General features: G+C 61.5%; 19 protein-coding genes. 2 read left to right on the forward strand and 17 right to left on the reverse strand.

Features of this window, described 5'->3' with window-relative positions:
- Positions 1 to 98: 98 nt before the first annotated feature.
- Positions 99 to 815, forward strand: a complete 717-nt coding sequence (locus tag NVV93_RS08115) for a TetR family transcriptional regulator (RefSeq protein WP_258253916.1) — start codon at positions 99 to 101, stop codon at positions 813 to 815.
- A gap of 241 nt (positions 816 to 1,056) precedes the next feature.
- Here the strand turns inward: NVV93_RS08115 and NVV93_RS08120 are convergent, their stop codons facing one another.
- The 15 genes from NVV93_RS08120 to ccoN all read right to left on the reverse strand — a co-directional run bounded on the left by NVV93_RS08120 (position 1,057) and on the right by ccoN (position 15,782).
- Positions 1,057 to 1,896, reverse strand: coding sequence for a metal-dependent hydrolase (locus NVV93_RS08120; protein ID WP_258253917.1), 840 nt, complete (start codon positions 1,894 to 1,896; stop codon positions 1,057 to 1,059).
- Between the two features lie 138 nt (positions 1,897 to 2,034).
- Complete coding sequence (locus NVV93_RS08125) at positions 2,035 to 3,009, reverse strand: fatty acid desaturase family protein (protein WP_258253918.1); 975 nt, start codon at positions 3,007 to 3,009, stop codon at positions 2,035 to 2,037.
- Positions 3,006 to 3,845, reverse strand: coding sequence for a PaaX family transcriptional regulator C-terminal domain-containing protein (locus NVV93_RS08130; RefSeq protein ID WP_258253919.1), 840 nt, complete (start codon positions 3,843 to 3,845; stop codon positions 3,006 to 3,008). The genes NVV93_RS08125 and NVV93_RS08130 overlap by 4 nt, the downstream gene beginning before the upstream one ends.
- A gap of 164 nt (positions 3,846 to 4,009) precedes the next feature.
- The gene (locus NVV93_RS08135; protein WP_258253920.1) at positions 4,010 to 4,558 is read right to left on the reverse strand and encodes an adenine phosphoribosyltransferase; all 549 of its coding nucleotides are present in this window, start codon (positions 4,556 to 4,558) and stop codon (positions 4,010 to 4,012) included.
- 54 nt (positions 4,559 to 4,612) lie between these two features.
- A complete protein-coding gene (gene fnr / locus NVV93_RS08140; RefSeq protein ID WP_258253921.1) occupies positions 4,613 to 5,347 on the reverse strand; it encodes a fumarate/nitrate reduction transcriptional regulator Fnr in 735 nt (244 codons plus the stop codon).
- A gap of 200 nt (positions 5,348 to 5,547) precedes the next feature.
- Positions 5,548 to 6,930, reverse strand: a complete 1,383-nt coding sequence (gene hemN, locus NVV93_RS08145) for an oxygen-independent coproporphyrinogen III oxidase (protein ID WP_258253922.1) — start codon at positions 6,928 to 6,930, stop codon at positions 5,548 to 5,550.
- An 81-nt stretch (positions 6,931 to 7,011) separates the two neighbouring features.
- Positions 7,012 to 7,740: a sulfite exporter TauE/SafE family protein gene (locus NVV93_RS08150; RefSeq protein ID WP_258253923.1), complete on the reverse strand. Its 729-nt coding sequence runs from the start codon at positions 7,738 to 7,740 to the stop codon at positions 7,012 to 7,014.
- Complete coding sequence (gene ccoS, locus NVV93_RS08155; protein WP_258253924.1) at positions 7,733 to 7,945, reverse strand: cbb3-type cytochrome oxidase assembly protein CcoS; 213 nt, start codon at positions 7,943 to 7,945, stop codon at positions 7,733 to 7,735. Before ccoS ends, NVV93_RS08150 begins: the two co-directional genes overlap by 8 nt.
- Positions 7,946 to 7,964: 19 nt before the next feature.
- Entirely contained in the window at positions 7,965 to 10,361 is a 2,397-nt protein-coding gene (locus NVV93_RS08160) for a heavy metal translocating P-type ATPase (RefSeq protein WP_258253925.1), read from the reverse strand.
- On the reverse strand, positions 10,358 to 10,900 hold the full coding sequence (locus tag NVV93_RS08165; RefSeq protein WP_258253926.1) for a FixH family protein: 543 nt from the start codon (positions 10,898 to 10,900) through the stop codon (positions 10,358 to 10,360). Before NVV93_RS08165 ends, NVV93_RS08160 begins: the two co-directional genes overlap by 4 nt.
- A gap of 55 nt (positions 10,901 to 10,955) precedes the next feature.
- Complete coding sequence (ccoG, locus tag NVV93_RS08170) at positions 10,956 to 12,371, reverse strand: cytochrome c oxidase accessory protein CcoG (RefSeq protein ID WP_258253927.1); 1,416 nt, start codon at positions 12,369 to 12,371, stop codon at positions 10,956 to 10,958.
- Positions 12,372 to 12,569: 198 nt separating this feature from the next.
- Positions 12,570 to 13,541 (reverse strand): cytochrome-c oxidase, cbb3-type subunit III, encoded by a 972-nt coding sequence (gene ccoP, locus NVV93_RS08175; RefSeq protein ID WP_258253929.1) that lies wholly within the window; start codon positions 13,539 to 13,541, stop codon positions 12,570 to 12,572.
- Positions 13,538 to 13,729 carry a cbb3-type cytochrome c oxidase subunit 3 gene (locus NVV93_RS08180; protein WP_258253930.1) on the reverse strand — a complete coding sequence of 64 codons (192 nt, stop codon included), beginning with the start codon at positions 13,727 to 13,729 and terminating at the stop codon, positions 13,538 to 13,540. The genes ccoP and NVV93_RS08180 overlap by 4 nt, the downstream gene beginning before the upstream one ends.
- 5 nt (positions 13,730 to 13,734) lie before the next feature.
- Positions 13,735 to 14,343, reverse strand: a complete 609-nt coding sequence (ccoO, locus tag NVV93_RS08185; RefSeq protein WP_258253931.1) for a cytochrome-c oxidase, cbb3-type subunit II — start codon at positions 14,341 to 14,343, stop codon at positions 13,735 to 13,737.
- On the reverse strand, positions 14,343 to 15,782 hold the full coding sequence (gene ccoN / locus NVV93_RS08190) for a cytochrome-c oxidase, cbb3-type subunit I (RefSeq protein ID WP_258253932.1): 1,440 nt from the start codon (positions 15,780 to 15,782) through the stop codon (positions 14,343 to 14,345). Before ccoN ends, ccoO begins: the two co-directional genes overlap by 1 nt.
- A gap of 460 nt (positions 15,783 to 16,242) precedes the next feature.
- Between ccoN and NVV93_RS08195 the strand changes: the two genes are divergently transcribed.
- Positions 16,243 to 16,905, forward strand: coding sequence for an alpha/beta family hydrolase (locus NVV93_RS08195; RefSeq protein ID WP_258253933.1), 663 nt, complete (start codon positions 16,243 to 16,245; stop codon positions 16,903 to 16,905).
- A 161-nt stretch (positions 16,906 to 17,066) separates the two neighbouring features.
- On the opposite strand, the gene NVV93_RS08200 is transcribed toward NVV93_RS08195, so the two are convergent.
- Complete coding sequence (locus tag NVV93_RS08200; protein WP_258253934.1) at positions 17,067 to 18,632, reverse strand: PAS domain-containing methyl-accepting chemotaxis protein; 1,566 nt, start codon at positions 18,630 to 18,632, stop codon at positions 17,067 to 17,069.
- A gap of 192 nt (positions 18,633 to 18,824) precedes the next feature.
- The gene (gene acnA / locus NVV93_RS08205) at positions 18,825 to 21,566 is read right to left on the reverse strand and encodes an aconitate hydratase AcnA (RefSeq protein ID WP_258253935.1); all 2,742 of its coding nucleotides are present in this window, start codon (positions 21,564 to 21,566) and stop codon (positions 18,825 to 18,827) included.
- Positions 21,567 to 21,641 lie beyond the last annotated feature (75 nt).

Consider the following 21,641-nt stretch of genomic DNA (forward strand, 5'->3'; position numbering starts at 1 on the left):
ATGCTTATTGCTTGCGTATACATCTGTATACCAATGTAGACATCTGTATACTCGCCGGCAACAGCTAACGCGACAAGCCAACCTAAGGTAGGGCCGCCATGAATCCGGATGTCAGCGAAACGCCCCTTGCGCGGGAAAGGAACAGCGATGCGCCGGGCAAGCGTCTGCTCATGGAAGCGGCGTTACGTTTGACCTCGACCAGTCGCAGCTTGAGCGGCCTGGGCCTGCGTGAGTTGGCGCGCGAGGCGGGGCTTAACCCGAACACCTTCTACCGCCATTTCAAGGATGTGGACGATCTTGGCATGGCGGTGATCCGCGACATTTCCGTGCAACTGCGTCAGCCGTTGCGCGACCTGCGCCGCGAGGCGGCGCAGAGGGCGGTGAGCGAGTCCAAGGACACATCGCCGCAGCTGTTCGGCATTGACCTCAATCGGGGGCGGAGGGTTTGCCACGAAACCGTGCAGCTGTTCTTCGCCTTCGTTGGGGCGCATCCGGAAGCCTTCATCATCGGCGTACGCGAACTACATGGCGCATCGCTAGTGCTACGCGCGGCGTTGCAGGAGGTGATGGACGAGTTCGCTGCCGACATGGCCGAGGACATCTTCGAGTTCAAGCTGCTGCCGGCCTTGGTCAGCAAGCCGGTAGTGCTGCAGATTTCCAGCCTGGTCAGTCGCAACCTGTTCCAGGTGTCGCTCGACTACATCGGCCAGCCTGAACGGCGCGCGGCGATCTGCGCGTTGGCCGAAGAAGAAATCGTCATGCTGTTCACCGGTGCCAGCGTGCTGCAGGGCTTGGGCCAGTTGCGCCTGTCTTGATCGAGCCGGCCGGCGTGCGTTCGTAGGATGGGTGGGGGCGCCTAGCCGGAGCGTAGCGATACCCATCGTGGCGAGTCTGGTACGGGTCGGTCGGCCCATCGTTGGGTATCGCTGCGCTCAACGCCAACCTACAGGTGCCGTGTGGAAACAAAAAAGACGGCGCCGCCTTGGGGAAAGCGACGCCGCCAACATGGGTCGATGAGCTAGTTGCGTAGGGCGGGTGAAACCCGCCATGAAATGATCAGTTGCTGAATCCCAGGCGCTGCCGCCAGGTTTGCTCCAGCGCCTTGGTCTCGTGGTCGAAGGGGTGAAAGCCCGGGCGGTAGTAGTCGAGGTACGGGCCGATCAGCTTGGTGAAGAAGCCGTTGCGCGGGCTGAACAGGGTAGTCAGGCCGCGCTTCCAGGCGCGCCCGTTAAATAGCTGGCCGTCCTTACGCAGCAGATGGAGCTGGAACCAGCCGAGCACGCTGAGGAAGATCACCGTGGTGATCATCATCGAAATAGTGCGAGTGAAGTAACCGCCGCCGATCGCCTGGTAGGCGTCATAGCACACCGCCTTGTGTTCGTTTTCCTCAATCGCGTGCCACATCCACAGCTGATACATCTTCGGGTCGTCGATCTGCGTGGTCAGGTCTTCGCGCTTGAGCAATTGCTCGGCCATGGTCGCGGTGAAGTGCTCGAGGGCGCAGGTGGCGGCCAGGCGCTGCTTCTTGGTGGTCACTTTGGTGACCCACTCGAGCAGCACCTTGATGCGCAGGTCGAGCTTCTCGAGGTCGATGCCATGCGCGGCGGCGTATTCGTTGTAGGTCGCATGCTCCTTGGAGTGCATGGCCTCCTGGCCGATGAAGGCGCTGATGTCCTTCTTCAGCTGCGGATCGGTGATGCGGTCGCGCACGGCGCGCACGCTGTTGACGAAGAACATTTCGCCATGCGGAAACAGCGACGACAGATTGTTCATGAACTGGGTCATGAATGGTTCATCGCTCCACCAGTACTTCTTCGTTTCGGCGAAGCTGAAATCCATGCGCCGCACCGGAAAGCTGGCACTCGGCAGGGAATTGGCAGTAGCTGTGGTCGACATTGCGGGAATCCTCGCTCTGGGGCGGCGTGTGGGCGCCACCATTCTTGTTATGAGCATGACCGTGTCGTTTACGACTGTGTCATTGCTTGATGTAACTATTGAGCAAGGAGAGTTTTTGCGCGGCCAACTTTCGGCGGGTTATGGCATGGCGACCCGTGGCACCTGGGTAACGATTCGCAGCACATCGAGGTAGCCGGGTGGGTTGTCGATGAGCCCACGTTCGCGCAGCAGGCGATGGGCGTGTGGCAAGCGGAAGTAGGGCACGGCTGCCATCAGGTGGTGTTCGATGTGGAAGTTGACGCGGATCGGCGCCACCGTGATCCGCGCCAACCAGCCGGCGCGAGTGGTGCGGGTATTGAGCAGCATGTCGCGGGTGCGCTCGGTGCAGGCGTGTTCGGCCAGCGAGCGAATGCGCATGAACAGGCTGTAGGTTGTCAGGTAGGCGAGCAGCCAGACGCCGTACAGCCACAGCTGTCCGCACGCGGCGAGGATGCCGGCCAGCGTGGCGTTGGCCAGCAGCATGCCGGTCATGTTGCGCAGCCCGGTGCGGGCGTAATCGCGCCAGCGGCGGCCGTTGCGCGGCAGGACTTCTACATCCGAGGCGACGGTGTACTTGAGCACGCCGATGTCCATCAGCAGCTGCCCGTAGAGGCGCTTGAGACCGGTGAGGCCGAGCAGGTCGCGGGCGAACTTGCGCGCCAGCGAGACCCGGCTGGCCGGAAAGGGCCGCGCCAGGCTCCAGTCTGGATCGAGGTCGGTGCCGGTGTGGCCGTGATGGCGCAGGTGATGTTCGCGGTAACGCGCCACGTCGACCCAGATGATCCGCGCGCACAGCCAGTCGGTGAGCTTGTCGTTGAGCGCCTTGGTTTTGAACAAGGTGCCATGGGCCGCGTCGTGCATGAGGATCGCCAGGCAGAGTTGGCGCCCGCCGAGGACGATCAGCGCCAGGACGAAGGTCAGCGGGTTCGGCCAGATCGCCAGCACGGCGAAGGTGGCAGCGATCACCGCCCAGGTGGAGAGCACGGCCCACCAGCCGGCCGCGTCGGAGCGGCGGGTGAGTAGCTGGATCTCTTCACGGCTGAAGAAGTCGGTGACTTTCTGGCGGCTGGTCATTGCAGGCTCCTGGTTGTTGTTTTAGTCGGTTCACGGCTGCCGCTGCGCAGGGGCGGCGTGCTGCGATAAAAGCGTTGCCAGAGCTGGTGACCGATACGGTCGAACTCGCGGACGTCGGTGAAGAAGGCGGCGCGCGCCGCTTCGTCGATCATCGGCGCCGGCAGCAGCGGGTCGAACACCACCTGGCGAATCGCCCGACTTCCGAACAGGAAGGCCTCGCGGGCGGCGACGTCGGTTTCCAGGTCATCGACGCGGGCCAGCCAGTCGCGCATCTGTCGGCTCAGCTGGCGGTACTGCTCGAGCAGCGCGGCGGTGTTCCACAGGCGGTCGATCCGCGCCTGGCAGTCGGCGTCGAAGCCGTCGGCCCTGAACAGGTAGGCGGCCGACTCCAGGCCGAGGCCGTGGATGCGCTGGCGCAAGGCGGCGAGATCGGGCTCCAGGTTGTTGGGGCGCAGGTACAGGCCGCGTTCCAGTTCGCGGAAGCCGAGCAGTTCCAGGGCCCGTTCGCGGCGGCGCAGCGCGCCCCGGTCGGTGCGCCCCAGCGCGCCGCACTGGGCCAGCACGTAGCTGCCATCCCAGGGGCGTAGGCGCTGTTCGATTTCGCGCCAGGTGGCGATATCACCGCCCAGTTCCCTGGCCTGCTCGCTGAGCTGATAGCTGCCACGTCCGGCGGCCTCGATCAGTCCGGCGGCGGATAGGCGCACAAGGGCCACGCGAGCGTTGCTGGCATTGATCTCGAACAATCCACAGGCGACCACCGCATCGCGCGCGGTCAGGGGTACGCCCTGGGCGGCGAGCAGCAGTTCGAGAATGAGGCTCTTGGCGGTCGGTTGCATTTGTTACTCAAAAAATCACTAAGTGTTTGTATGGGTAACATTGCCGATTTGTGCGGGTTTGGCAAGTGCGAGCAAAAGGCGCGCAGCCGCACGCCGCTCCAGAGCAGTTTCTGGTGCGTCGCGCGGTGGGTGGCAAGGGAGGGGCGGCTAGACGCCGCGGAGGATCAACGTTCGTCGAGGGCGAAGGCGGTGAGGGTGAAGGTGGGAATACCAATGGCCTGCAAGCGCTGCGAGCCGCCGAGCTCGGGCAAGTCAATGATTGCTGCGGCTTCGAACAGGTTGGCGCCCATGCGCCGGACCAGTTTGGCGGCGGCCAGCAGGGTGCCGCCGGTGGCGATCAGGTCATCGAACATCAGCACCGAGTCGCCTTCGCAGAGACTGTCGGCATGCACCTCGAGAAAGGCCTCGCCGTACTCGGTCTGATATCCCTCGCTGAGCACTTCGGCGGGCAGCTTGCCTTGCTTGCGGAACAACACCAGCGGCTTGTTCAGCTCGTAGGCGACGATCGAACCGATCAAAAAGCCGCGTGCGTCCATGGCGCCGATGTGGCTGAATTCAGTTTCGACATAACGCTGGATAAAGCTGTCGACCACCATGCGCAGCGCGCGTGGCGACTGGAACAGCGGAGTGATGTCGCGGAACATGACGCCCGGCTTGGGGAAATCCGGCACCGGGCGGATCAGGGTTTTGAGGCTGGAAACGTCGAAAGTCATGGTGTGCAGTCCGGCAGGGTAAGGGCGACCGCGCCAGCACGGCGCGGCGCAGCATCAAGATTCTAGGTTGCCGCCGGCCTGCGCGCAGAGCTCGATCGGGTCGAGAATTTGCACTTCCTTGCCGGTGGCGCTGATCAGACCGTTCTGCTGGAAACGGGTGAAAACCCGTGAAACGGTTTCCACGGCAAGGCCGAGGTAGTTGCCGATCTCGTTGCGCGACATGGCCAAGCGAAACTGATTGGCGGAAAACCCGCGTGCCCGAAAGCGGGCCGAGAGGTTGACCAGGAACGTGGCGATACGCTCGTCGGCGGTCTTTTTTGACAGTAGCAGCATCATTTGCTGATCGTCGCGGATCTCGCGGCTCATCACGCGCATCAGCTGGCGGCGCAGCTGTGGCAGCTCGGCAGCCAGCGAGTCGAGACGTTCGAACGGAATTTCGCACACCGACGTGGTTTCCAGTGCCTGGGCGGACACCGGGTATTGCTCGCTGTCCATGCCGGAAAGGCCGACTAACTCACTGGGCAGATGGAAGCCGGTCAATTGCTCGGTGCCTTCGTCGCTCAGGCTGAAGGTCTTCAGGCTGCCAGCGCGGACGGCAAATACCGAGTTGAAGGTATCGCCCTGACGGAACAGGAATTCGCCCTTTTTCAAAGGTCGGCCACGTTTGACGATCTCGTCGAGCGAGTCCATATCTTCGAGATTGAGCGACAACGGCAAACACAGACTGGCAAGGCTGCAGTCCTTGCAGGCGACCGGAGGCAGCGTGCGGACTTTGATCAACTCGGACATTGCGGGGCTTCCTCGCGGCAATCACACATTGCCTGCAGGGTACTCCACGGAGGATAGGCCTGCCAGTTAAGCGCCAGCTCAAGTTCGCCGGGTCGTGATCGACGCAGTCGGCAATGGCGCCTTGCTCGAAGTGCTGCGCAAAGCCCGGTTGAGCGATGAACAGATGCAGGACTTAACGCGCCTTTCGCTGCGCTGAAGCTTCAGATTACGCGGGAGAAACGCTGCTGTTGCGCTTCGCCGACGTAGGTATCGAAGAGCATGCAGACCGCGCGGACCAGCAGACGGCCGGCGGGCAGGATTTTGATGCGCCGCTGGCCTATCTCAAGTAACCCATCGTTGGCCATGTGCTCGAGCTGCGGCCAGATATCGTGGAAGTAGCTGCGGAAGTACAGGCCGAAACAGTCTTCGATGGCGCCGAAATTCACTTCGAAATCGCAGAGCAGATGATGGATCACCGTGCGCCGAATGCGATCGTCTTCGCTGGTCCTCAAGCCGCGCGCGGTGGCCAGTTGGCCGCCATCCAGGCAGTTTTGATAGTGACTCAGATCGCTGCTGTTCTGGCTGTACAGCTCGCCGATGCGGCTAATGGCCGAGACGCCAAGACCAATCAGGTCGCAATGCGAATGCGTGGTGTAGCCCTGGAACGTGCGATGCAACAAGCCTTCTTCCTGGGCGATGGCCAATTCGTCGTCGGGCAAGGCGAAGTGATCCATGCCGATGTAGCGATAACCGGCGGCGCTCAACTGGCCGACGGTGTTTTGTAGCATCAGCAGTTTTTCCGCCGGCTCAGGCAACTCGGCGCTGTTGATGCGCCGCTGCGGCATGAAGCGCTCCGGCAGGTGGGCATAGTTGTAGACCGAAAGCCGATCGGGCTGCAGCTCGGTTACTGCGGCAATGGTGTGGGAAAAGCTCTCCGGGGTCTGTTTGGGTAATCCGTAAATCAGATCGATGTTCACCGAGCGGTATTGCAAGGTGCGCGCGGCATCGATGATGGAGCGGGTTTCTTCGAGGGTTTGCAGGCGGTTGACCGCGCGTTGCACCGCCGGATCGAGATCTTGCACGCCGAGGCTGATGCGGTTGAAGCCCAGCTCGCGAAGCAGGCCCATGGTTGCCCAGTCGGCCTCGCGGGGATCGATTTCGATGCTGTAGTCGGCGCTGTCGTCACCCAGCAGATTGAAGTTGCGGCGTAATTCGGCCATCAACCGGCGTAGTTGGGCATGGTCGAGAAAGGTCGGCGTGCCGCCACCGAAATGCAGCTGCTCGACGACCTGGTCGTGGTCGAGATGGCGACCGATGATCTCGATTTCATGGATCAGTCGTTGCAGGTAAGGCTCGCTGCGGCTGCGATCCTTGGTAATGACTTTGGTGCAGGCGCAGTAGTAACAAATGTTCGCGCAGAACGGGATGTGCACGTAAAGCGACAGCGCCCGCTTGGCGTGGCGGCTATCGCGCAGGGCATGGAAGAACTCGAACGGACCGACCCCGGGATGGAATTGCACGGCGGTCGGGTAAGAGGTGTAGCGCGGGCCGGAGTGATCGTAACGGCGGATCAGGTCGGCATCCCAACGGATTGAGTCGAACATCTCGGCACTCCGGTTTTCAGAATATGCCGTGAGTCTATGGAGCCGCCGAGAGGGCCGTTTTGATCTGGGTCAGTGGTTATATCAGTGCGTATGTTGCGGCGCGCTGGAGGGTGTCGCATGGCCGGCACCGTGGCCCATCAGCCAGGCTTGATGTGGACCAGGCAACGTCCACATGCCGAAAAGAATCACCAGCAGGCCACCGGCCATGCGCACTCCACGCTTGCGCAGCACGGCGGTAATGCGTTCGGCGGCCAGGCCGGTGGCGATCAGTACCGGCCAGGTACCAATGCCGAAGGCCAGCATCAGCAGCGCGCTATCCAGTGCATCGCCCTGGCTCGCCGCCCAGAGCAGCGTGCTATAGACCAGTCCGCACGGCAGCCAGCCCCACAGTGCACCGAGCAACAGCGCGCGCGGCACAGTGGCGACCGGCATCAAACGGCTGGCGAATGGCTGGATATGCCGCCAAAGGCCACGCCCCAGCGCTTCGATGCGGGTCAGGCCGCTCCACCAGCCAGCCAGATACAAACCCATGGTGATCAACAGTAGGGCGGCAACCACGCGCAACGCCATGGCTGCCGGGCTGCTGGCCACGGCCCAGCCGGCCAGGCCGATGATCAGTCCGGCGGTGGCGTAGCTGAGGATGCGGCCGAGGTTGTAGGCCATCAGCAGGTGCAGGCGGCGATTGCGTTGTTCCGGCGGAATCGCCAGGGTCAATGCGCCCATCAGGCCGCCGCACATGCCCAGGCAATGGCCGCCACCGAGCAAACCGAGAGCTAGGGCGGAAATTAGTAAAGGTGCCAGTTCAAGCACGTGGCGGATCCTGTTTATCTGTCTTGTTGGCCGAGGCCTCGTCGACGCCGGCCTGGTGTTGCGGGTCTTCGTCGTCGAACAGGATGCTGTGGGCCGGGCCGTCAAGATCGTCGTACTGGCCGCTATCCACCGCCCAGAAGAAGATGTAGATGGCCACCGCGACGATCAGCAGCGCGACCGGAATCAATACATACAGAGCGGGCATGGCAAACCTCGTGATGCGCTCAGCGAGTGAGCCGCAGGGCATTCAGCACCACGGTCAGCGAGCTGACGGACATGCCGATGGCCGCCCAAGCTGGAGTGATCCAGCCGAGGGCAGCGAAGGGCAACATGAGGCCATTGTACAACCCTGCCCACAGCAGGTTCTCGACGATTACCCGGCGCGTGCGGCGGGCCAGGGCGAACGCGGCGCTCAGCGCTTCCAGACGGTTGGACAGCAGCACCGCATCGGCGCTGGTCTTCGCCAGATCGGTAGCCGAGCCCATGGCCACGCTGATGTCGGCGGCCGCGAGGACCGGTACGTCGTTGACGCCATCGCCAAGCATCAGCACCTTGCGACCGTCGCGGCGCAGTTGCTGAAGAATCGCCAATTTGTCGTCCGGACGCAGGCCGCCGCGCGCTTCGTCGATGCCCAATTCGGCGGCGACGCTAGCGACCATCGGCGAGCTGTCGCCGGAGAGCAGCAGGGTCCGCCAACCGCGCGCCTTGCAATCGGCGAGCAGCGCCGCCGCATCGCTGCGCAGCCGGTCGTCGAGGACCAGCCAGGCCAGCGGGCCGTGACTGTCGCCCAACAGCAGCCATTGGCCGAGTTCCTCGGGCATGGGTGGCGTGGGTTTAGCGCTCAATTCGGCGACAAAGGCCGCTTGGCCGATCCGTAAGCGGCGGCCGGCGACCACGCCTTCCAAACCCAGGCCTGGGATGTTGCTGACATCCTCGGCGGCTTGCGGTGCTTGGCCAAAGGCGCGGGCAATGGGGTGTTCGGAGCGGTTTTCCAGCGCTGCGGCGAGGGCCAGGCAGGTATCGGCATCGGTGGCGCCGAGCGGACGAACTTCGCGCAGGGTCAGCTTGCCTTCGGTTAGCGTGCCGGTCTTGTCGAAGATCACCGTGTCGATCTGGTTCAGGCCTTCCAGCACGTGGCCGCGAGTTAACAGCAGGCCAAGTTTGTGCAGAGTGCCGGTGGCAGCGGTAAGAGCGGTCGGCGTGGCCAACGACAGCGCGCACGGACAGGTCGCCACCAGCATGGCGAGGACAATCCAGAACGCCCGTGCGGCGTCCACATATAGCCACAGCAGGCCGATGGCGGCGGCTGCGATCAGCGAAAACAGCAAAAACCATTGCGCGGCGCGATCGGCGAGCACCGCCAGGCGCGGCTTTTCCGCTTGCGCGCGCTCCAGCAGGCGGACGATCGCCGACAGCCGTGTGTCGTGGCCGAGCGCGCCGACCTCGACGATCAGCGGTCCCTCGACGTTCAGCGTGCCGGCGGTCACCGTGTCGCCCACATCGCGCGGCAGCGGCAGGTATTCACCGGTGAGCAGGGATTCGTCGACACTTGATTGGCCATCGAGGATGCGGCCGTCGGCGGGCAGTATGGCGCCAGGCAGCACCTGCACGTGATCGCCCAAGCGCAGTTCGCGGAGCAGGATGCGCTCGCTCTGTCCGTCGGCGCCCAGACGCAGGCAGGAAGCCGGCAGCAGATTGACCAGTTGCGCGGTAGCTGCCGCCGTGCGCTCGCGGGCGCGGCGCTCGAGGTATCGGCCGCTGAGGAGGAACAGCGCGAACATGCCGACGGCGTCGAAATACAGTTCACCCTGGCCGCTGATCGCCGTCCAGATACCTGCCAGATAGGCGCCGCCGATGGCCAGCGAGACCGACACATCCATGGTCAAGTGGCGAGTGCGCAAGTCACGCAGGGCGCCGCGGAAGAATGGCGCGCAGCTGTAGAAGACGATCGGCGTGGTAAGGAACATCGCCACCCAGCGCATGATCTGGTGCAGTTCGGGGCTCAAGTCGATATTGAATTCCGGCCAGGTGGCCATGGTCGCCATCATCGCCTGGAACCACAGCAGGCCGGCGACGCCGAGCTGGCGCAGAGCTTGGCGGTTTTCCGCGGCGAGTTGCTCGGTGGCGCGGTCAGGCTGATAAGGGTGGGCGGCGTAACCGATCTTGCGCAGTGCGGTGAGCATGTGGCTGAGCGGTAACTGGCTGTCGGCCCAGCGCACCTGCAAGCGGTGGTTGGACAGATTGAGGCGCGCTTCGGCGATCCCCGGCAGATGCTTCAGATGGTGTTCGATCAACCAGCCGCAAGCGGCACAGCTGATGCCTTCGACCAGCAGGGTGGCTTCGGCGAGGTCGCCCTGATGATGGACGAAAGGTTGCTGCACGTCCGCGCGGTCATACAGCGCCAGCTCGTCGCTGAGCTGCTGCGGTAAGGCCTGCGGGTTGGCGGAGTTTTCGCTGCGATGCTTGTAGTAGCTGTCCAGGCCGCCGGCGACGATGGCTTCGGCGACCGCCTGGCAACCGGGGCAGCAAAACTCCCGCACCGCATCGAGTACGCTGGCGCGAAAGCGGCCACCGGCGGGAACCGGCAAGCCGCAGTGATAGCAGGGCCGCGGCGTGCTCATCGAGCGAGGTCTTCGGCCCCCGGAATGACTTCATCGCCGAGCTTCAGGATGGCACCCGGCGCTACGCTTTCTTCCTCGAAGAGCCGCCAGGTCTGGTTGTCATGTTCGCCGAGCAATTCGACGAAGCGCCGTCCCTGGATGCCTTCCTCGAGCTGGCCGACATAACGACCGGGCTCATTGGCGCTGCGCTTAAGGGAAATGTGTCGGTCTTTCTCCGCCTGGGTCGGCGAGATCAGGCTCAGTTCGATCTGCTCGGGCAGGCTGTCACCGCTCAGTTGCAGGCTGATTTCACCGGTCAGTTCATCGAGATGGAGCGTGGCGCGCAGGTGTAGGTCGCGCGCCAGGCGTTCACGGTCAAGGGAGCGGTTGATGCCCTTGCCGGCCTCGTAATAGTTGTCGTTGACCAGCGTGTCTTGGTTGTCCATGGCAATGCGGATCAAGTTGATGCTGAGAAACACCGAGGTGCCAAGCAGGCCGATGATGATCCAGGGCCAGACATTCTTGTACCAGCGGGTGGTGTGTTGCGGTGCGGAAGGCATGCGGCGGGTTCTCGTACGGGGCGGACGGGCACGCGCTGGGCGTGCCCGAATGATTTTACCGGAGGCTCGGGCCGATGAAGCGACTCTTCGCTTCGACTTTACTATCCGGGTTGTCGGCGTCTTGCAGGGTAAAGAACACCTCGTTGGTGCTCGACGGCAGCTTTTCCGGGGCAATCGACAGCTCTACCGGTAACGTAAGGATTTCGCCGGCGGCGACTTTGAGTTCGCGTTTGCCCTCTAGCTTGATGTCGTCCAGGCCTTTGGCGTCGAGCAGATAGGTGTGCTCGCGCTGGTCTTTGTTCATGACCTTCAGGTTGTAGACGTTCTCGATCCGGCCCTCAGCGTTTTCGCGAAACAGCACGCGGTCCTTGCTGACATCGAAGCCCACCAGCGGCCGCAGCACGATTGCGCCGATCAGGACGCTGATCATCGCTACCAGAGCAATTGCATAGCCGATCAACCGTGGGCGCAGCAGATGGGTTTTTTGTCCGGACAGATTGTGCTCGGTGGTGTAGCTGATCAAACCGCGCGGATAGTCCATCTTGTCCATGATCGTGTCGCACGCGTCGATGCAGGCGGCGCAGCCGATGCATTCGATCTGCAGGCCGTCACGGATATCGATGCCGGTCGGGCAGACCTGGACGCACATGGTGCAATCGATGCAGTCGCCGAGGCCCTCGGCTTTGTAGTCGATGCCTTTCTTGCGCGGCCCGCGCTGCTCACCACGGCGCGGATCGTAGGAGACGATCAGGGTGTCCTTGTCGAACATCACGCTCTGGAAGCGCGCATACGGGCACATATAGATGCACACCTGCTCACGCAACCAGCCGGCGTTGCCATAGGTGGCCAAGGTAAAGAAGCCCACCCAGAAGTACGACCAGCCGTCTGCCTGGCCGGTAAATAGGTCGAAGACCAATTCACGGATCGGCGTGAAGTAGCCGACGAAGGTCAGGCCAGTGACGAAGCCGATCAATATCCACAGCGTATGTTTGCTCAGCTTGCGGACGAATTTGTTGGCGCTCATCGGCGCTTTGTCGAGCTTTATGCGCTGGTTGCGATCACCTTCGGTGACTTTCTCGCACCACATGAAAATCCATGTCCACACGCTTTGCGGGCAGGTGTAACCACACCAGACGCGCCCGGCGAACACGGTAATGAAGAACAATCCGAAGGCGCTGACGATGAGGATGCCCGATAGCAGGATGAAGTCCTGGGGCCAGAAGGTGGCGCCAAAGATGAAGAACTTGCGCTCGGGCAGGTTCCACCATACGGCCTGTCGTTCGCCCCAACTCAGCCAGACGGTGCCGAAATAGGCGAGAAATAACGCAGCGCCGCCGAAGCGGCGCAGGTTGCGGAAGAAGCCGGTGAAAGCACGCGTGTAGATTTTTTCGCGGGAGGCATAAAGGTCGACGCTAGTGGCGGCAGGTTTGGCCTGCGGCGTTACGTCCTGAACCGGAATCTGCTTGCTCATCGGTCATACCACGGCAGTGGAAAATGCCTCGGCCAGTGCATGCCGACAGAGGTCAAAGCGACTTTCGTCCGGGTAATTATACCTGTTGAGCGCGAATCGGACGGTGCGACCGGAGGTCGCGTAGTTGCAGTGTAAGGCTTGGTGCAGAGCCATCGCCCGGACTCGATTGCCGAGTCCGGGGATGAGGGGGGAGGGGCCTTATTCAGCGGCCTTTTCACCATGAGACAGGCTGTAGACATAGGCGGCCAACAGGTGGACCTTGTCGTTGCCCTGGATTTCTGCCTGCGCCGGCATGGCGTTGCTCCGGCCGTAACGGATGGTGTGCTGCACCTGAGCGAAGCTGGTGCCGTAGATGAAGGCATCTGGGCGGGTCAGGTTCGGTGCGCCCATGGCTGGGGTGCCGTGACCTTCTGCGCCGTGGCAAGCGAAGCAGGTGGTGGAGAACACCTTGCGACCGGCTTCAATGTCGGCCTTCACGCCTTCCGGCAGCTTGCGGCCTTGCAGTTCGGTGATCACGTAGGCAGCAACGTTCGGCACGTTTTCTTCGCCAATGGTAGGCGCCTGTGCCGGCATCATGCCGTGACGACCGCCCATGATGCTGGTCTTGATGGTTTCCGCCTCACCGCCCCAGCGCCAGCTGTCGTCGGTTAGGTTAGGGAAGCCGTAGTTACCCTTGGCATCAGAACCATGGCAAACCGAGCAGTTGGACGCGAACAGACGACCACCCATTTTCAGGGCTTGTGGGTCTTTGGCGACTTCTTCGATCGGCATGGCGGCGAATTTGGCAAAGATCGGGCCGAATTTGGCGTCGGCCTTGGCCATTTCTTTTTCCCACTCGTGCACGCCAGTCCAGCCCGGCTTCCCGTTGGAAAACTCCTGCTTGGTTTCGTTGTTCACATAGCTGTAACCAGGCAGCAGACCTTTCCAGTTACCCAGGCCCGGATAGAGCGCCAGGTAGCCGAGGGCGAAGATGATGGTGGCGACGAACAGCATGAACCACCACTTTGGCAGTGGGTTGTCATACTCCTCGATACCATCGAAGGCATGGCCGACGGTTTCATCGGTCGCTTCCGTGCGCTGGCCGCGGCGTGTGGAAAACAGCAGCCAGGTCAGCGAGAAGATAGTGCCCAGGGTGAGTACAGTGACGTACAGACTCCAGAAGAGGGTCATTCTTTGTTACTCCTAGAAGCTTGCTCTTGCTCAACGTGCTTAATGGCATCGGGATCATCCGCGAAGGGCAGCAGAGTCGCCTCGTCGAAGTCTTTTTTGCGCCGGGAGCTAAACACCCAAAGCGCCAACCCGATGAAGGCAACCAGTACGACAAGGGTGCCCAGGCCACGAATAGTCCCGATGTCCATCGTTGTCACCGTTTGCTTTTGATAATGGTACCAAGGCCCTGCAGGTAGGCGATCAGGGCATCCATTTCGGTTTTGCCCTTGACCGCTTCACGTGCACCGGCAATGTCTTCATCGGTGTAAGGCACGCCCATAGAGCGCATCACTTCCATTTTTTTAGCGGTGTCTTTGCCGTCCAGTTTGCTCTCTACCAGCCACGGGTAGCTCGGCATGACCGACTCCGGCACCACGTTGCGCGGGTTGTAGAGATGCGCACGGTGCCATTCATCAGAGTAACGACCGCCGACACGGGCCAAGTCCGGACCGGTGCGCTTGGAGCCCCACAGGAACGGGTGATCCCAAACGCTTTCACCGGCTACCGAGTAGTGACCGTAGCGCTCGGTTTCTGCACGGAACGGACGGATCATCTGCGAGTGACAGCCGACGCAGCCGTTGGCGATATAGACGTCACGACCTTCCAGCTCCAGGGCGGTACGCGGCTTCATGCCTTCGACCGGCTTGTTGGTGACGTCCTGGAAGAACAGCGGAACGATCTGGGTCAGGCCGCCAATGGCGACGGCGATGACCATGAAGAAGGCCAGCAGGCCGATATTCTTCTCGACTACTTCATGATTCATCAGTGAGCTCCTACTGCGATCTGAGCAGCGGCTTCAGCTTCAGCCGGCTTCGAGGCGCGCACGGTGCGGTAAGTGTTGTAAGCCATCAGCAGCATGCCGCTGGCGAAGAATGCGCCGCCAATGGCGCGGACCACGAAGCCAGGATGGCTGGCTTGCAGTGCTTCGACGAACGAGTAGGTCAGCGTGCCGTCCTCGTTGATCGCGCGCCACATCAGGCCCTGGGTGATGCCGTTGACCCACATCGAGGCGATGTACAGCACGGTACCGATGGTTGCCAGCCAGAAGTGCGCGTTGATCAAGCCAATGCTGTGCATCTGCGGACGACCCCAAAGCTTCGGAATCATGTGGTAGATGGCGCCGATCGAAATCATCGCTACCCAGCCGAGCGCGCCGGCATGTACGTGGCCGATGGTCCAGTCAGTGTAGTGGGACAGCGCGTTGACGGTCTTGATCGCCATCATCGGCCCTTCGAAGGTCGACATGCCGTAGAACGCCAGCGAGACAACCAGGAAGCGCAGGATTGGGTCGGTGCGCAATTTATGCCAGGCGCCGGAGAGGGTCATCATGCCGTTGATCATGCCGCCCCAGCTCGGTGCCAGGAGGATGATCGACATCGCCATGCCCAGGGACTGCGCCCAGTCCGGCAGGGCGGTGTAGTGCAGGTGGTGCGGGCCGGCCCAGATATACAGGGTGATCAGCGCCCAGAAGTGCACGATGGACAGGCGATAGGAGTAGATCGGGCGCTCGGCCTGCTTCGGTACGAAGTAGTACATCATCCCCAGGAAGCCGGTGGTCAGGAAGAAGCCCACGGCGTTGTGGCCGTACCACCACTGGATCATCGCGTCGGTAGCGCCGGAATACAGCGAGTAGGACTTGAAGAACGACACTGGAATCGACAGGTGGTTGACGATGTGCAGCATGGCGGTAACCACGATGAACGCACCGTAGAACCAGTTGCCGACATAGATGTGTTTGGTTTTGCGCTTGACGATGGTGCCGAAGAACACCACGCCGTAAGTCACCCAAACAATCGCCAGCAGGATAGCCAGCGGCCATTCCAGCTCAGCGTATTCCTTGGTGGTGGTGTAGCCGAGCGGCAGGGTGATAGCGGCCCCCAGGATTACCGCTTGCCAGCCCCAGAAATGGAATGCGGCCAAGCTGTCAGAGATCAAGCGAGTCTGACAGGTGCGCTGCACCACATAGTAGGAGGTAGCGAACAGAGCACAGCCGCCGAAGGCGAAAATCACCAAGTTGGTGTGCAGAGGGCGTAGGCGTCCAAAGCTCGTCCATGGCAATCCGAAGTTCAATTCCGGAAAGACCAATTGCGAGGCAATGAAGACGCCCATGCCCATGCCAAGGATCCCCCAGACCACCGTCATGATGGCGAACTGGCGGACCACCTTATAGTTATAAGCAGTCGGACTGATTGCTGTGCTCATTCTAAGGTTCCACGGTTTAGGGTGTAGTTTTTTAGGGTAAAAAATCGGCGGCAAGTATGGATAAACCAGGTACTCATTGCAACGCAAAAAGCCGCTGCTACCGGGGCTTCCGGGCAGCTGAAACAGAATGTTTCTTACCTGTGGCGAGCATGTTGGTTGCGACCCTGGTAGAGGTTGGTGGATTGTGGAAGAAGAGGGATAGCCGGTATCCGCCGAATGCGGGCAATTTGGGCAAGATTAGTCCAAGGTCAACCCTCGCGAGGGCTGCTGGTCGGAGAGGTGCGACACTCAGTCGCAGCACTAAAGTGCCGGGTGAAGCTCAGCGACGAGAATTGCCGCTGGATCTGTAGGGCTTTGCCGTACGAGCTTTCGCTGTGTGGAACATACGTTACGAAAGCCATATGAAATCCGCAGCTATTTCGCTGCACGCTATTGGAATTTTTATAGAAATGAATAAGCCATGACAAAGGCGGAATCTGATCAACCTCGATCTGAGCAGGATTGGTTTTTATGGGATCGGCCGGCCACGATCATCCAAGCCACCTTAATTCTTGCCCATGGTGCTGGTGCGCCAATGGATAGTGATTTCATGACTGCAATAGCCAGGCGACTAGCTCATAGAGGTATAGCCGTGGCGCGTTTCGAGTTTCCTTATATGCAAGCGCGCCGTGTCGATGGCCGAAAACGCCCGCCAAACCCGCAGACCCAACTGCTAGCGTATTGGCGTGAGGTTTACGCCGGGGTGCGGCAACAGGTCAGCGGCAAATTGGCTATTGGGGGCAAGTCTATGGGCGGCCGGATGGCGAGCATGCTGGCCGATGAGCTGGGCGTCGATGCGCTGATCTGTCTGGGTTATCCATTTCATGCCGCTGGCAAGGCCGACAAACCGCGAGTGGCGCACCTGGCGGCCTTACAAACGCGGACGCTGATCGTCCAAGGCGAGCGCGATGCCATGGGCGATCGCCCGGCCGTGGCGCAATACGCACTGTCGGCGGCAATCGAGTTGTGCTGGCTGGCGGCGGCCGATCATGACCTGAAGCCGTTGAAGGCCTCAGGCATTACCCATGACCAGCATCTGGACCGCGCGGCGGATGCGGTGGCGAGCTTCTTGATCTCGAGCTGAGGGCGCTTTTCTGTAGGAGCGAATTCATTCGCGATAGGGCGCTGCGGCTTTCGCGAATGAATTCGCTCCTACAGACGGGGCCGTAGGGTGGATGTCGCTTTTCACATCCACCGCTTTTCCGGTGGAAAACGCTTCGCGGTTTTCCACCCTACGGCCTGGCTTTAACGGTTGAAACGCTCGACAAGCGCCGATTGGCTTTGAGCAGTCGCGGTCAGTTCACGGCTCAGTTGCGCAGTGTTCTGGGCTTCGCCAGCGGTTTGGTCGGCGAGTTGCGCGATGTTGGTGATGTTGCGATTGATCTCATCGGCCACCGCACTCTGTTCTTCTGCGGCCGCGGCGATCTGGTTGGCCATGTCGGTGATGCTGGCGACCGCGTCGCTGATCCCCAAGAGTGCTTGGTCGGCCTGTTGCACGCGCTCAACGCCCTCGTCCGCCTGACGTCGACCGATCTCCGTTGTCATCACGGCTTCTTCGGCAGTGCGCTGCAGTTTGGCAATTAGCTGGTGGATCTGCTCGGTGGACTCGGCGGTGCGTTGCGCAAGCGAGCGCACCTCGTCGGCGACGACTGCAAAACCACGGCCCATCTCGCCAGCCCGGGCGGCTTCGATGGCCGCGTTAAGCGCCAGCAGGTTGGTCTGGTCAGCAATGCCCTTGATCACATCGACCACGCCGCCGATCTCGTTACTGTCTTGAGCCAGGCGTGTAACGGTTTCTCCGGTTTCGCCCACTGATACCGATAGCCGCTGGATCGCCTCGCGGGTCTCTGCAGCAATGGTGCGACCTTGGCTGGTCAGATTGTTGGCCTCTTGGGTAGCGATGGCAGTGCGCGCGACGTTGCTGGCCACTTCCAGTGTGGTTGCGGCCATCTCATTTACGGCGGTTGCGACCTGCTCGGTCTCGATCCGTTGGCGCTCTAATCCGTTCGAGCTGTTTTGTGCGAGGGAGTTGGCTTGTCCGGCTTGCTGAGTCAGGTTTTCGGCGCTGTCCTGCAGGCGGGTCAAGCAGGTGCGCAGATGCGCTTCCTGGCTAAGGATCGATAGTTCGAGTCGCCCATGTGGGCCACGGCTGTCGGTGTACATCTGCGCAATCAGTGGGTCCGAAGTGCTTTTTTCGGCAAGGTGCAACAGGCGACGCAGACCGGCGTTCTGCCCGCTCAGGCTGATCAATCCGAGCGGAATCGCCAGGGCGGCGGCCAGCGCAAAGCTCCAGCCACTACTCAGCCAGTTGCCTATTACACAACTCAGCAGCGCTACCGCAATGAAAGGCAGCCAGTAACGAAGTAACGGTAGTAGGCGGTCGCTGAGCGGGATGGCGGGCTGGCCAGCGTTGAGCCGTCGATAGAGAGCCTCAGCGCGGCGTATCTGTTCCGCGCTGGGTTTGACCCGCACGGACTCGAAACCCACGACCTGGCTATTTTCCACAACCGGGGTGACGTACGCATTGACCCAATAGTGATCGCCGTTCTTACAGCGATTTTTGACGATCCCCATCCACGGTCGACCTTTCTTTAGGGTTGTCCACATGTGGGCGAAGACCGCTGGTGGCACGTCTGGATGGCGCACCAAGTTGTGCGGAGCTCGTAGCAGTTCGTCATAGCTGAAACCGCTGATGTCCACGAACGCGTCGTTGCAATAGGTGATCTGGCCTTTGAGGTCAGTCGTAGAAATCAGGCGCTGCTCTGCGGGGAAGCTGCGTTCACGTTGGGTGATGGGCTGATTGTTGCGCATTAGAAGGGCATCCATTGGTAGCTGGCCCAGCTATCGGCCGAGAGCCGGAAAAGTTAAGCCACGTTAGCTACCACGGGTTCAGCACGCTGGATGTGCTGGCCTCTCCGCCTGTAGGTGAGAACCAGGCTCCGCTGGCCGGGGGTTCGAGATCACTAATGCAGGAAGGCGCGGCGCCCGGGGCCGCGCTGATCTTCAGCCGGCAATTAACTGGCGCAGCACGTAATGCAGAATCCCGCCGGCCTTGAAGTATTCCACCTCGTTGAGCGTATCGATGCGGCACAGTACTTCGAAGCTGGCCCGGCTGCCGTCTTCGCGGTGCACTTCCACGCTCAGAGTCATCTTCGGATGCAGTTCGACGCCATCCAGACCGCAAATATCCAGACTCTCCCGGCCGGTCAGATTCAGGCTCTTGCGATCCTGGCCCTCCTTGAATTGCAGGGGCAGAACGCCCATGCCCACCAGGTTGGAGCGATGGATGCGTTCGAAACTCTCGGCGATCACCGCCTTGATGCCCAGCAGGTTGGTGCCCTTGGCCGCCCAGTCACGCGACGAGCCGGTGCCGTATTCCTTGCCGGCGACGATCACTAGCGGCGTACCTTCCTCTTGGTAGCGCATCGAAGCGTCGTAGATCGCCAGTTTGTCGCCGCTGGGAATGTGCAGGGTAGTGCCGCCTTCCTCGCCGTCGAGCATCTCGTTGCGGATGCGGATGTTGGCGAACGTGCCGCGCATCATCACCTCGTGATTGCCCCGCCGTGAGCCGTAGGAATTGAAATCCACCGGTTCCACGCCATGCTCGCGCAGGTAGCGTCCCGCTGGGCTATCGGCCTTGATGTTGCCGGCCGGCGAGATGTGGTCGGTGGTCACTGAGTCGCCGAGCAGGGCGAGGATGCGCGTGCGATGGATATCGCCGATATGCGGCGGGGCATCGGCGATATCGTCGAAGAATGGCGGGTGCTGGATGTAGGTCGAGTCATCCTGCCAGGCGTAGGTATCGCTGTGTGGCACCTGGATCGCTTGCCACTTGGCATCGCCGGCGAACACCTCGGCGTATTCCTTATGAAACATCGCGGTATCGACCTTTTGCACCGCTGCGGCGATCTCTGCCTGGCTCGGCCAAATGTCCTTGAGATGTACCGGATGACCCGCTTTGTCGGTGCCCAGCGATTGAGTGCTGATGTCCAATCGCACGCTGCCGGCCAAGGCATAGGCGACCACCAGGGGCGGCGAAGCCAGCCAATTGGTCTTCACCAAGGGATGCACGCGGCCTTCGAAATTGCGATTGCCTGAAAGCACCGAGGCGACGGTCAGGTCAGATTGCTGGATGGCTTTCTCAATCGGCTCCTGCAACGGCCCGGAGTTACCGATGCAGGTGGTGCAGCCGTAGCCGACCAGATCGAAGCCCAGCTGGTTCAAGTAGGGGGTCAAGCCGGCGGCATCCAAATACTCGGTGACCACCTTGGAGCCCGGCGCCAGGGAGCTCTTCACCCATGGCTTGCGAGTCAGGCCTTTCTCGATGGCTTTCTTCGCGACCAGGCCGGCGGCCATCATCACGCTGGGATTGGAGGTATTGGTGCAGGAGGTGATGGCGGCAATCACCACCGCCCCGTTTTTCAACCGATGGGTGGCGCCTTCATGGACGTAGTCGACCTCCCCGAACGTATCGGCGCTGCCCACCGCAGTGCCACCGCCGCCCTCGCTGAGCAGGCGACCTTCTTCCTTGGGCCCGGGTTTGAGGTGCAGACCGAGCAAGTCGTCGAACGCCTTCGGCACTAGCGGCAAAGCGACGCGGTCTTGCGGCCGTTTCGGGCCGGCCAGGCTGGCTTCGACGCTGCTCATGTCCAGTTCCAGGCTGTCGGTGAACAGCGGCTCATGGCCAGGCTCGCGCCACATACCCTGGGCCTTGGAGTAGGCCTCGACCAGCTTGACGGTGGCGTCCGGGCGGCCGGATAGACGCAGATAACCCAGGGTGATCTCGTCGACCGGGAAGAAGCCACAGGTGGCGCCGTATTCGGGGGCCATGTTGGCGATGGTCGCGCGATCCGCCAAAGGCAGCTCGGCCAGGCCGTCGCCGTAGAATTCGACGAATTTCCCCACCACCCCTTTTTTGCGCAGCATCTGGGTGACGGTCAACACCAGGTCCGTGGCGGTGATGCCTTCTTGCAACTTGCCGGCGAGCTTGAAGCCGATCACCTCGGGAATCAGCATCGACACCGGCTGGCCGAGCATGGCCGCTTCCGCTTCGATGCCGCCGACGCCCCAACCGAGCACACCCAGGCCATTGATCATGGTGGTGTGTGAGTCGGTGCCGACCAAAGTGTCGGGGAAGGCCAACGTCTCGCCATTTTCATCTTTGGTCCACACCGTACGGCCGAGGTATTCCAGATTGACTTGGTGACAGATGCCGGTGCCGGGCGGCACCACGCTGAAGTTCTGGAACGCGTGCTGGCCCCAGCGCAGGAAGGTGTAGCGCTCGCCATTGCGCTGCATCTCGATTTCGACGTTCTGCGCGAAGGCTTGTTTGCTGGCGAACTTGTCGACCATCACCGAGTGGTCGATGACCAGATCGACTGGCGACAGCGGGTTGATGCGCTGCGGGTCGCCGCCGGCTTTGGCCATGGCGTCGCGCATGGCGGCCAGATCGACCACCGCCGGTACGCCGGTGAAGTCCTGCATCAATACGCGAGCAGGGCGATACTGGATTTCATGCTCGGAGCTGCGGGTTTTCTGCCAGTCCACCAGCGCCTTGATGTCGGCGGCGTGCACGGTGGTGTTGTCTTCCCAACGCAGCAGGTTTTCCAACAGCACTTTCAGCGACATGGGCAGTTTGCTGATATCGCCGAGGCTCTTGGCGGCCTCTGGCAGATCGAAATAGACGTAATGCTTGCCGTCGACTTCGAGCGTCCGTCGGCTGTTCAGGCTATCCAGGGAGGGCATTTTTGTCTCCTTGTGGCCCGCGCGACACGGGCTCGGGTAACGATGCAGGAGCTTTGACGCTAGTTCGGTTTGCTC

This window comes from Pseudomonas sp. LS44 (assembly GCF_024730785.1).
In the GTDB taxonomy this organism is placed as follows: Bacteria; Pseudomonadota; Gammaproteobacteria; order Pseudomonadales; family Pseudomonadaceae; genus Aquipseudomonas.